The sequence below is a fragment of the Luteibacter yeojuensis genome, from assembly GCF_000964085.1.
In the GTDB taxonomy this organism is placed as follows: Bacteria; Pseudomonadota; Gammaproteobacteria; order Xanthomonadales; family Rhodanobacteraceae; genus Luteibacter; species Luteibacter yeojuensis_A.
This window is the reverse complement of sequence record NZ_JZRB01000037.1, coordinates 1-11,470: the sequence shown is the minus strand read 5'-3', so window position 1 is coordinate 11,470 and position 11,470 is coordinate 1. Positions and strand designations below refer to the sequence as shown.

General features: G+C 68.0%; 11 protein-coding genes. 4 read left to right on the top strand and 7 right to left on the bottom strand.

What is annotated here, in order from left to right:
- The first annotated feature begins 236 nt into the window (after positions 1-236).
- Positions 237-683 (top strand): DUF192 domain-containing protein, encoded by a 447-nt coding sequence (locus VI08_RS16125; protein ID WP_084621568.1) that lies wholly within the window; start codon positions 237-239, stop codon positions 681-683.
- Positions 684-1,048: 365 nt separating this feature from the next.
- Here the strand turns inward: VI08_RS16125 and VI08_RS16120 are convergent, their stop codons facing one another.
- Positions 1,049-1,240 (bottom strand): rubredoxin, encoded by a 192-nt coding sequence (locus tag VI08_RS16120; protein WP_045830644.1) that lies wholly within the window; start codon positions 1,238-1,240, stop codon positions 1,049-1,051.
- Between the two features lie 95 nt (positions 1,241-1,335).
- On the opposite strand from VI08_RS16120, the gene thiE reads away from it, so the two are divergent.
- Positions 1,336-1,983 carry a thiamine phosphate synthase gene (gene thiE / locus VI08_RS16115; protein WP_045830643.1) on the top strand — a complete coding sequence of 216 codons (648 nt, stop codon included), beginning with the start codon at positions 1,336-1,338 and terminating at the stop codon, positions 1,981-1,983.
- Positions 1,983-3,266, top strand: coding sequence for a glutamate-1-semialdehyde 2,1-aminomutase (gene hemL, locus VI08_RS16110; protein ID WP_045830642.1), 1,284 nt, complete (start codon positions 1,983-1,985; stop codon positions 3,264-3,266). The genes thiE and hemL overlap by 1 nt, the downstream gene beginning before the upstream one ends.
- A 117-nt stretch (positions 3,267-3,383) precedes the next feature.
- On the opposite strand, the gene VI08_RS16105 is transcribed toward hemL, so the two are convergent.
- The 6 genes from VI08_RS16105 to VI08_RS16080 form a co-directional block, all read right to left on the bottom strand.
- Complete coding sequence (locus tag VI08_RS16105; RefSeq protein WP_045830641.1) at positions 3,384-4,634, bottom strand: acetylornithine/succinylornithine family transaminase; 1,251 nt, start codon at positions 4,632-4,634, stop codon at positions 3,384-3,386.
- A gap of 408 nt (positions 4,635-5,042) precedes the next feature.
- Positions 5,043-6,383 (bottom strand): sigma-54 interaction domain-containing protein, encoded by a 1,341-nt coding sequence (locus VI08_RS16100; RefSeq protein ID WP_045830640.1) that lies wholly within the window; start codon positions 6,381-6,383, stop codon positions 5,043-5,045.
- Positions 6,384-6,597: 214 nt separating this feature from the next.
- Positions 6,598-7,413, bottom strand: coding sequence for an SDR family oxidoreductase (locus tag VI08_RS16095; RefSeq protein ID WP_045830639.1), 816 nt, complete (start codon positions 7,411-7,413; stop codon positions 6,598-6,600).
- 11 nt (positions 7,414-7,424) lie between these two features.
- Complete coding sequence (locus tag VI08_RS16090; RefSeq protein ID WP_045830638.1) at positions 7,425-8,027, bottom strand: LON peptidase substrate-binding domain-containing protein; 603 nt, start codon at positions 8,025-8,027, stop codon at positions 7,425-7,427.
- Positions 8,028-8,037: 10 nt separating this feature from the next.
- Positions 8,038-9,396: a UDP-N-acetylmuramate:L-alanyl-gamma-D-glutamyl-meso-diaminopimelate ligase gene (gene mpl, locus VI08_RS16085; RefSeq protein ID WP_045830637.1), complete on the bottom strand. Its 1,359-nt coding sequence runs from the start codon at positions 9,394-9,396 to the stop codon at positions 8,038-8,040.
- 10 nt (positions 9,397-9,406) lie between these two features.
- A complete protein-coding gene (locus VI08_RS16080) occupies positions 9,407-9,988 on the bottom strand; it encodes an adenylate kinase (protein ID WP_045830636.1) in 582 nt (193 codons plus the stop codon).
- 181 nt (positions 9,989-10,169) lie between these two features.
- Between VI08_RS16080 and VI08_RS16075 the strand changes: the two genes are divergently transcribed.
- Positions 10,170-11,438: a 6-phosphofructokinase gene (locus VI08_RS16075; protein ID WP_045830635.1), complete on the top strand. Its 1,269-nt coding sequence runs from the start codon at positions 10,170-10,172 to the stop codon at positions 11,436-11,438.
- Positions 11,439-11,470 lie beyond the last annotated feature (32 nt).

Below are 11,470 nucleotides of genomic sequence, written 5' to 3'. Positions count from 1 at the left end.
GTCCTGAGTGAGCCGCCCATTCTATATCGTTTTTCGTATCCGTCAACACCCTTGTGAAACATTTTTTCGAGGGGGTTGGTGAAGCGAAGAACTGTCGCGTGGGCTGCTTTGTTCGCGACCAGAAGGAAAGTATAGGGTCGTATCGACGATCTGTGAAGGGGTTTCACGACATATTTTTGAAAAAGTTTGGCGCGATAGACTCACCCCTCCCCCCCACACTAATAAGGAGTGATTCGATGAAGCCATGGATGCTTGCCGCGGCGCTTTGCTTTGCGCCGTTCGCGGCCATCGCGGCCGATGCGCCGTCGGTGTCGCTGCACGGTACGAAATACAGCGTGGAGTTCGCCACCGACGACGCGCAACGCGAGCACGGCCTCATGGATCGCACGCACATGGATGCGGACCACGGCATGCTTTTCGTCTTCCCTGGCGATGCGCCGCGCGCGTTCTGGATGAAGAACACTCTTATCCCGCTCGACATCCTCTACTTCGACAGCGCGCGGAAGCTCGTCGCCATGCAGCTCAACGCGCTGCCCTGCAAGGCCGATCCCTGCGCCATCTACCCGAGTGGCGACAACGCCGCGCGCTATGTCCTGGAGCTCAATGCCGGCACGGCGGGCAAGCTGGGGCTGAAGCTGGGCGATGTGCTGACGATCGACGGCGCGCCGGGCACGGTGCGCTGAGGCATCGGGGTTTCGGGCCAGCCCGCGAACAGGTCTTCCCCTTCGAAACGGCTGCCGCACAGGGCGACGGCGCGCGCTGCCACGGGCGCCGGGCGCGCCTCGGCGGCGTCGTACGGCACCAGGGCCGAGAGGTCGTCCCACTGGTCGTTGAAGGGAATGAACTGCTGCATGGCCGCTTCCTCCTCGAATCGGCCGCGTTGCGCGGCCTTGGGATCATGGAAGCAGGGTTTTGTGCCTTGGGGGTGGCGGATTGGGGCGGAGATGTGGCTATCGCCCGCAAGCGGGCTCCCACAGGGGCCAAGTCCCATAACAAGGGCCGGGTCCCATAAGGGCGGGGCCCGGGTGGGAGCCGCCCGAAAACAGGGTTAGTCGAGTTCGACCATTTCGAAGTCGTCTTTCGTCACGCCGCAATCGGGGCAGGTCCAGGTATCGGGGATGTCCTCCCACCGGGTGCCTGGCTCGATGCCTTCGTCGGGCAGGCCCAGCGCTTCGTCATAGATGAAGCCGCAGACGACGCACATCCATTTGCGCAGGGTGGTTGGGGTCTCGTTGCTCATGGCGTGCCGCATTATCGTTAAGCTGGAAGGTCTCGCATTCTGTCACCCCCGGCGTTACCGCGATAGCGCGGCGCCGCACACACCGAAGGATAGCCATGGCCACCCTCCCCCACCCCCGACTCAGCGGCAAGGGCGTGTATGCCATCACCGACGGGCCGCGCGACGACCTGTTCGCGGCCGTGGAAGCCGCCCTGGCGGGGGGCGCCCGCCTGCTGCAATACCGCGACAAGACCACCGATGCCGCGCGCCGGCGCCAGGAAGCCGCCGAACTGGCCTCGCTGTGCGCCCGCCACGACGTGCCGCTGATCATCAACGATGATGTCGTGCTGGCAAAGGAGACCGGCGCCGCCGGCGTGCACCTCGGCGTGCAGGATGTATCGATCGCCGAGGCCCGCGCCGCGCTGGGGCCTGGCGCCATCATCGGCGTCAGCTGCTATGGCTCGCTGGAGCGCGCGCGCCAGATGCGCGACGAGAGCGCGGATTACCTTGGTTTCGGGGCGATGTACCCCTCGACGACCAAGCCGCACGCGCCGGTCACCACCCACGACGTATTGACGCAGGCCTGCCAGCTGGGCCTTCCCGTCGTGGCCATCGGCGGCCTCACGCCCGACAATGCACGGCCGGTGATCGATGCGGGCGCGGATTACATCGCCGTGGTTTCGGCGCTCTTCGCCTCGCCCGATATCCAGGCGGCCACGCGCCGCTTCGCCGACCTTTTCGACGCCCGCCCCGGAATCCTTTGATGACCACGAACCACGACCTCTTCGCCCGCGCCCGCCAGCTGATGCCCGGCGGCGTGAACTCGCCCGTCCGCGCCTTCAAGTCGGTGGGCGGCGAGCCGTTTTTCACCGCGCGTGCCGATGGCCCGTACCTGTGGGACGTGGAAGGCAAGCGCTACATCGATTACGTGGGTTCGTGGGGCCCGATGATCGTAGGCCACAACCACCCTGCCGTGCGCGACGCGGTCGTGGCCGCCGCGCAGCATGGGCTGAGCTTCGGCACGCCCGGCCCTGCCGAAGTGACGATGGCGCAGACCATCGTGAAGCTGGTGCCGTCGATCGACATGGTGCGCATGGTGAACTCGGGCACCGAGGCCACGATGTCGGCGATCCGCCTGGCGCGTGGCGCCACGGGCCGCAACAAGATCGTGAAGTTCGAAGGCTGCTACCACGGCCACGGCGACAGCTTCCTCGTGAAGGCGGGCTCGGGCGCGCTGACGTTCGGCGTGCCGACGTCGCCGGGCGTACCGAAGGCCGCCGCCGACCTCACGCTGACGCTGCCGTATAACGACATCAACGCCGCGCACGCGCTGTTCGCCGAGCACGGCGCCGATATCGCCGGCCTCATCATCGAGCCCGTCGCGGGCAACATGAATTGCATCCCGCCGAAGGAAGGCTACCTGGAGGCCCTGCGCGAACTGTGCACCGCGCATGGCGCGCTGCTCATCTTCGACGAAGTGATGACGGGCTTCCGCGTCGCCCTCGGCGGCGCGCAGGCACACTACGGCATCACCCCGGATCTCACCTGCTTCGGCAAGGTCATCGGCGGCGGCATGCCGGTCGGCGCCTACGGTGGCCGTCGCGAGCTGATGGAACAGGTGGCGCCCGCGGGCCCGGTGTACCAGGCCGGTACGTTGTCGGGTAACCCGGTGGCGATGGCCGCAGGCCTTGCGATGCTGGAGCTGATCCAGGCGCCGCGCTTCTACGACGACCTCACCGCGCGCACCGCGAAGCTCACCGATGGCATCGCCGCGGCGGCGAAGAAGCATGGCATCCCGTTCAGCACCACGCGCGTGGGCGCGATGTTCGGCCTGTTCTTCACCGGTGAAACCGTGGAGACCTACGCCCAGGCGACGGCGGCGGATGTCGCGTCGTTCAACCGGTTCTTCCACGGGATGCTCGAGCGTGGCGTGTTCCTGGCGCCATCGGCGTTCGAAGCCGGGTTTGTGTCGAGCGCACACAGCGATGCGGTAATCGATGAGACGATCGCGATCGCGGATGAGGTGTTCGCCACCCTAAAGGCGTAACCATGGCCATGTAGGAGCCCACACCCGTGGGCGAACGCTTCTCGCGAAGAGATGTCGCCCACGGGGTGGGCTCCTACATACGGCGAAAAAAAACGCCCCGTCAGGGGCGTTTTCGTCTTAGGCCACCTTTGCTTCGCCTGACGCGAACTCCGCCAGCGCGGCGTGGAGCCGCTCCAGCCCCGCTTCGGTTTCTTCATCGGTGATGTTGAGCGGCGGCACGATGCGCAGCACGTCGGGGCCGGCCTGCAGGATGAGCAGGCCGTGCGCCGCGGCGATATCGAGCACTTCGCCCGCGCGGCCCTTGAAGGCGCCATCGAGCACCGCGCCGATCATGAGGCCACGGCCGCGGACCTCCGAGAAGAGGTGGAACTCGTGGTTGATCTTCTCCAGCCCCTTGCGGATATCGTTGGCCTGGCGCTCGACGTTGAGCAGCACCTCGGGCGAGGCGATCTTGCGCAGCGCGACCCGGGCCACGGCGGCGGCCATGGGGTTGCCGCCGAACGTGGTGCCGTGGGCACCGAACTGCATCACGTCCGCCACCTTGGGCCCCGCCAGCATGGCGCCGATGGGGAAGCCCGCGCCCAGTGCCTTGGCCAGCGTGACGATATCGGGCGTGACATGATCGTGCGTGTGCGCGAACAGCGCGCCCGTGCGGCCCATGCCGCACTGGATTTCATCAAGCACCATGAGCGCGCCGTGCTCGTCGCACAGCTCGCGGATCTTCTTGAGGAAGCCCGGCGCGGCGGGCGTGACGCCACCCTCGCCCTGCACGGGCTCGATCATCACCGCGGCGATGCCGCCCTTGGCGAAGGCTTCTTCCAGCGCGGCCACATCGTTGAACGGCGCGTAGCGGAACCCGCCGGGCAGCGGCTCGTAGCCCTCCTGGTATTTCGGCTGGGCCGTGGCGGTGACCGAGGCGAGCGTGCGCCCATGGAACGAGCCATGGAACGTGAGGATGACGCGGTTCTCCGGCGCGCGGCCCTGCGACGCCGCCCACTTGCGCACGAGCTTGATCGCGGCCTCGTTGGCCTCGGTGCCCGAGTTGCACAGGAACACGCGCGTGGCGAAGGGCGCGTGGCCGATCAGTTCCTCGGCGAGGCGCAGCGGCGGCTCGGTCCAGAACACGTTGCTGGCATGCCACAGCTTGCCGGCCTGCGTGGTGAGCGCGGCGACAAGGTCGGGCTCCTGGTGGCCCAGCGCGTTGACGGCGATGCCCGCGCCGAAATCGAGATAGTCGCGGCCCTCGGTATCCCACACGCGCGCGCCCTTGCCGTGGTCGAGGACGACATCACGGGGACGGTACACGGGAAGCCAATAGCGCTTGCCCAGGCCGATGAGATCGGAGGGTTCGACAGGATGCGACGACATGGAAACGACTCCCGGGCCCGGCCGCAGCGCCTGGCCCCAAACAGGAACGGATGGAATCGCACGGTACGTTCTGCGGCCCGACATCGATCCGATGCCCGCGCGGCACATGCTGCGCCGCGGGGAAACCACATCGTATAAGGCGCGGGCCGCGCGGACAACGGCTGTACCGTTGTTGTAACGCCCTGTTACAGAACGCTACAACCGATGAACGGCCCGGAAACGGCAACGCGGGGGAAATTCCTTGCGAATCAAAGCATGCCGCCCGTGGCATGCCGCTTGCTCCCTTAGGGCGAGGCCCCGGTGCCGTGATGTTCGCTCGCCCGACGACCCTGCCAAGCCGGACGACGAATGGGAACTCCCGGTCCCCCAGAGGACCGGGAGTTTTCTTTTCCCGGGGGAACCCTGCCGCTAGCGCAACTGATCGAGGGCCAGCTGGTGCTTCTTGCACAGGCGATAGACCGTGACGCGGGATACCCGCAGCCGGCGGGCGCATTCGCTGATGTTGAAGGCGCTTGCCCGCAGGCAGTCGACGATGGCCTCGCGCTCGGCCGACGTGCGGGCGCTGCCCAGGCTGTCCTTGTCGATGCCGGGCGTGTCGGCGTTGAGCTCCAGGTCTTCCGGCGTGATGAGGGCATCGTCGGCGATGACCGCCGCGCGCTGCACCCGGTTCATCAGCTCGCGCACGTTGCCCGGCCACGCGAAGTTGTTCATGGCCCTGCGCGCCGCCGTGCTGAAGGCACGCGCGCGGGTGCCGTAGTTTTCGCGGAACGCATCGAGGAAATGCTGGGCCAGCAGCTCGATGTCGCCGCTGCGCTCGCGCAGGGGCGGCATGCGCAGGCGCAGCACGTTGAGGCGGTAGAAGAGATCCTCGCGGAACCGGCCCTGGGCCACGGCCTTTTCCAGGTCGACATGGGTGGCGGCCAGGACGCGCACGTTCACCTTGATGGACTGGCAGCTGCCGATGCGCTCGATGGTGCCTTCCTGCAGCACGCGCAGCAGGTTGGTCTGGGCATCCAGCGGCAGGTCGCCGATCTCGTCGAGGAACACGGTGCCGCCGTCGGCGGATTCGAAGTGGCCGATGCGCCGGGCCGTGGCCCCGGTGAAGGCGCCGCGCTCGTGGCCGAACAGCTCGCTCTGCACGAGGTTGGCCGGCAGCGCGCCGCAGTTGATGGCGGCGAACGGCTTCTCGCGCCGGCCGGAAAGCTGGTGCAGGGCGCGGGCGGCCATTTCCTTGCCCGTGCCGGTCTCGCCCGTGATCAGGAGCGGCAGCTCCACGGGGGCGAACTTGCGGATGTTCTGTGACAACGCGCGGATGGCCGGGCTGTTGCCGGTCATGACGCTGGGCTGGTCGTCGTCGAAGGCCACCGGGATGCCGTCGGCCGGCACCCGTTGCAAAGCCTGGCGCAGGGCCTGCAGCGACGACGTGCCGTCGATCAGCTCGAACGCCTGCGGCAGCACATGCTGGATGGAGGGATCGTTGGCAGGCGTGCGCTGGCCGGTCAGGCCGATCCACGCCAGCCCGGGATGGTTGTCACGCAGTTCCTGGAGCACGCGCACGGCCGCCTGGGCACCTGCGCGCAGGTCCACCACCGCTATCGCCGTCTCGCCGCATTCCGGCAGCGCGCTGTCGAGCCGGGCAGGATCGGCCACCAGCGTGCGCCAGCCGGCCCGGATCAACCCAAAATGCTCTTCTACGCTCGGCCTTCCTACCCAGACGACGCATCGCCCCGTCGATTCGCCCCGCGACATGCCTGCTCCTCACGCCCAAACTCTGGCCTGCCCGGCCTAAAGCGGGTTCACCCTTGGACCCGCCGCCGGCACCCCCTGCACGCCAGCAAGCCCCACGACATCGCAAGGTGGAAAGGCACTTCGCGACGCTGACCGACGTTACCCCGGCATGCCGGATGCGGCCATACACCAAACGGGCTACCTCAGACAGCGCCCGGGCCCGTGCTTGCGGTGGCTAGAGAAACAGGTCGGGTAGTAGGGGCTGGCCGGGCGCGACGGCATAGCGGTCGAAGTCCGTCACACCTTCTTCACGGAGAAAATCCTCATCGATGCAGAACCGCCCGGTGAATTCGCGGGCGGGGCGGGTGAGGATGGCGTGCGCCGCGTCGGCGACGATGGCGGGCGTGCGGCAGTTTTCGGGCCTCACCCCGTCGATCATGCCGATGGCCGCCGTGGCGATCACCGTCTTCGGCCATAGCGCGTTCACCGCGATGCCCAAGGGCGCGAACTCCGGCGCCATGCCAAGCACGCACTGGCTCATGCCGAGCTTGGCGATGGTGTAGGCCACGTGCGGCGCGTACCAGTGCGGATCGATGCTGGGCGGTGGCGACAGCATCAGCACGTGCGGGTTGGCCGCGTCCTTGAGGAAGGGCAGGCAGGCCTGGGTGACGAGGAAGGTGCCGCGCGTGTTCACCTGGTGCATCAGGTCGAAGCGCTTCATCGGCGTGGCTTCGGTGCCGGCGAGCCAGATGGCGCTGGCGTTGTTCACGACGATATCGATGCCACCGAAGCGCTCGGCGGCCGTGGCGGCGGCCATGCGTACTTCGGCCTCTTCGCGGATATCGACCTTGAGCGGCAGCGCGTGGCCACCCACGGCTTCGATCTCGGCGGCGGCCGTATGGATGGTGCCGGGCAGCTTCGGGTTGGGCACGCCGCTTTTGGCGGCGATGACCACGTTGGCGCCATCGCGCGCGGCACGCAGGCCGATGGCGAGGCCGATGCCGCGCGAGGCACCGGTGATGAAAAGGGTCTTGCCGGCAAGCGATGCCATGGCGGTAACGCTCAGGCGCGCTGGAAGCGCGGGAGGATGTCGCGTAGCTCGGCGAGGCGCTGCAGCGGATCGTCCAGCTCGAGCATGTGCTGGCACTCGTTCGGGTCGAGCGGCAGCAGCTCGCAGAGGCGGAACCCCACCCAGCTGGCGTCGTCGGCGCGGGCGGCCACGTCGCTGCGCCACGGCGGCGTCATCTGTTCGGCCAGGCGCTCGAGGATAGTGGTAAGCAAGCCGAACTCGGCCGGCACGCCGATGGTTTCTTCGGGCAGCCACGGCGCGATATCGCCGCGCACCTGGCCGTCCGAACGCACGCGGGTGCGGGTGACCCGGAAGCGCTGGCCGCCCTCGGCCACGATGCCGAGCAGGCCGTCGTCGCGCGTGTGGAAATCGGTGATGGTGGCCAGCGTGCCCACCGCGGCGGGGATGGCCGGCTGGCCGGCCTCGCGGCCCTCGAGGATGAGGCACACGCCGAACCCACGGCCGGTGCGTGCGCATTCGCGCACCAGGTCGATGTAGCGGGGCTCGAAGATGCGCAGCTGCAGGTGACCGCCCGGGAAAAGGACGTTCGACAAGGGGAACAGCGGGAGGTCGAGCGCGGGCGTGGTCGCGGCCATGCCCGCCAGTCTAACCTGCGCGCAGGGCGTCGAAAAAGCGCCGGGGCGCGCCTTCGAAGCCACCGTTGGACATGAACACCACGTGGTCGCCCTCGCCCGCTGCCGCGGCCAGCGCGGCGACAAGCGCATCCACCGTCGGCACCGTGGTGCCGCGGCCATCGAGCGCGCCGGTGACCTTGCCGGCATCCCATGGCAGCTCGGGCCGCTGCAGGAACACGACGCGGTCGGCATCGGCAAGCGACGGCGCCAGCGCGTCGGCGTGCGCACCCAGCCGCATGCTGTTCGAGCGCGGCTCGAGCGCGACGAGGATGCGCGCCTTGCCCACCTTCGCGCGCAGGCCTTCCAGCGTGGTGGCGATGGCGGTGGGGTGGTGCGCGAAATCGTCGTACACCGTGACGCCGCGCGCCTGGCCGATGACCTCCATGCGCCGGCGGGCGCTGGCGAAGCTGGCGAACGCCGGCAGCAACGCGACGGGGTCGGCCCCGGCCGCCGTGGCGGCGGCGAGCGCGGCCAGCGCGTTCATGACGTTGTGGCGGCCCAGCGAGCCCCAGCTGATGTCGCCGAGCACCGTGCCCTGCCGGCTGACGCGGAAACGAGAACCGTCGGCGGCAAGCAGCTCGGCCTGCCAGTCGCCCGTGCCGATGCCAAAGGTTTCCACCGGTGTCCACGCGCCCATGGCCAGCACCTCGGCGAGGAACGGGTCTTCGGCGTTGACGATGAGCCGGCCGTTGCCGGGCACCGTGCGCACCAGGTGGTGGAACTGCCGCTGGATGGCGGCCACGTCGGGGAAGATATCCGCGTGGTCGTATTCCAGGTTGTTGAGGATGGCGATGCGCGGCCGGTAATGGACGAACTTGCTGCGCTTGTCGAAGAACGCCGAATCGTATTCGTCGGCCTCGATGACAAAGGGCTTGCCGGTGCCGCGGCGCGCGGAGACATCGAAGTTGCCCGGCACGCCACCGATGAGGAAGCCGGGCGACATGCCGGCCTGCTCGAGCAGGTGCGCGAGCAGGCTGGTGGTGGTGGTCTTGCCGTGCGTGCCGGCCACGGCCAGCACCTCGCGGCCACCCAGCAGCGTTTCGCCCAGCCACTGCGGCCCCGAGATGTAGCGCATGCCCTGGTCGAGCATGTACTCCACCGCCGGGTTGCCGCGGGTCATGGCGTTGCCCACCACGACGAGATCGGGCGCGGGCTGCAGGTGTTCCGCGGTGTAGCCCTGCATCAGCCCGATGCCGAGGGCCTCGAGCTGGGTGCTCATGGGCGGGTACACGTTGGCGTCGGAGCCTTCGACCTCGAGGCCCAGCTCGCGGCCAAGGGCGGCCACGCCGCCCATGAAGGTGCCGCAGATACCAAGGATATGGACGCGCACGGGCCGGGCTTTACGCGCTGGCGGCCGTGGCTTCTTTCAGCGCCGCCTTGATGCGGCCGGTGACGTCGTCGAGCTCGCCCACGCCGTCGACCACCTTCAGCTTGCCGCGCTTCGCATAGAACTCCGCCACCGGGGCGGTCTGCTCGGCATAGATGGAAAGGCGCTTCTTGACGGTATCGGGGTTGTCGTCCGGGCGGCCCTCGGCCTCGAAACGGATGACGCAGCGATCGACGATGGCCTCGTTGGGCACCTCGAGCTTGACGACCACGTCGAGCGGCTGGCCGATCCTGGCCAGCACGCCGTCGAGCGCATCGGCCTGGGCCAGGTTGCGCGGGTAGCCGTCGAGGATGAAGCCCGGCTTGGCGTCGGGCTCGGACAGGCGGTGCTCGATGATGCCGAGCATGATGTCGTCAGGCAGCAGCTGGCCGGCGTCCATCAGGCTCTTGGCCTTCTTGCCGAGCTCGGATTCCGCCTTGATCTCCGCGCGGAGCAGATCGCCCGTCGAAATGTGCGGGATGCCGAAATCCTGCTTGAGGCGGGCCGCCTGGGTGCCCTTGCCCGAACCGGGGGCGCCGAAAAGCACGAGTCGCATTGATGCTCCAATTTACCGGGATGGTGGGGTTAAACCCGCCACCGGGCACAAGAAAATGGGTCCCAAGGTAACGGCAGGGGCGCCACCCCGTCAAACGGGCGGCGCCGCCATGCCTTCAAGCCACGGGCACGCCGGACGGGTTACGCTCGGGCCCTCGACCGCTCCCAGAAGGAACCGCAGCATGGCCGCCGGTAAGATCCTCTACGCCCAGTCGGGCGGCGTCTCCGCCGTCATCAACGCCACCGCCGCCGGGGTCATCGAGACCGCCCGCGACAAGGGCATCCCCGTCTATGCCGCCCGCAACGGCATCCTCGGCGCGCTGCGCGAGGAGCTGATCGACACCACGAAAGAGGCCAAGGCCAACATCGCCGGCCTGAAGCACACCCCCGGCGGCGCCTTCGGCTCCTGCCGCTACAAGCTCAAGTCGCTGGAACAGAACCGCGCCGAGTACGAGCGCCTCATCGAGGTCTTCAAGGCCCACGATATCCGCACCTTCCTCTACAACGGCGGCAACGACTCGGCCGATACCGCCAACAAGGTGTCGAAGATCGGCCAGGCGCTGGGCTACGAGGTGAACTGCATCGGCGTGCCCAAGACCATCGACAACGACCTGGTGGTGACCGACAACTGCCCGGGCTTCGGCTCGGTGGCGAAGTACACCGCCATCGCCGTGCGCGAGGCCAGCCTCGACGTGGCCTCCATGGCCGATACCAGCACCAAGGTATTCATCATCGAGGTGATGGGCCGCCATGCCGGCTGGATCGCCGCCGCCGCGGGGCTCGCCGGCAACAAGGCGGGCGACCCGCCGCACATCATCCTGTTCCCCGAGAACGTGTTCGATCCGGCCGCGTTCCTGGCCCGGGTGCAGGCCACCGTGGAAAAGGTGGGCTACTGCACGGTGGTGGTGTCAGAGGGCGTGAAGGGCGCCGACGGCAAGTTCCTCGCCGAATCCGCCGAGACCGGCGCGCGCGATGCGTTCGGCCATGCGCAGCTGGGCGGCGCCGCGCCCGTGCTGGCCGCGCTGGTGAAGGAAAAACTGGGCTACAAGTACCACTGGGCCCTGCCCGATTACCTGCAGCGATCGGCCCGGCACATCGCGGCCAAGGTGGACGTGGAGCAGGCCTACGCGGTGGGCAAGAAGGCCGTGGAATACGCGCACGACGGCCTCAACGCCGTCATGCCGGTGATCGTGCGCACGTCCGATGAACCCTATAAGTGGAAGATCGAAGCCGCACCGCTGGACAAGATCGCCAACCACGAAAAGAAGATGCCGAAGAACTTCATGTCGAAGGATGGCTTCGGCATCACGGCCGCCGCGCGGCGCTACCTCGCGCCACTGATCCTCGGCGAAGCCCCGCCGCCGTACGGCGACGATGGCCTGCCGCTGTACGTGACGCTGAAAAACACCGCGGTGCCGAAGAAGCTGAAGAAGTTCGTGCCGGCGAAGTAAGCACCGCAATGTAGGAGCCCACGGGTGGGCGA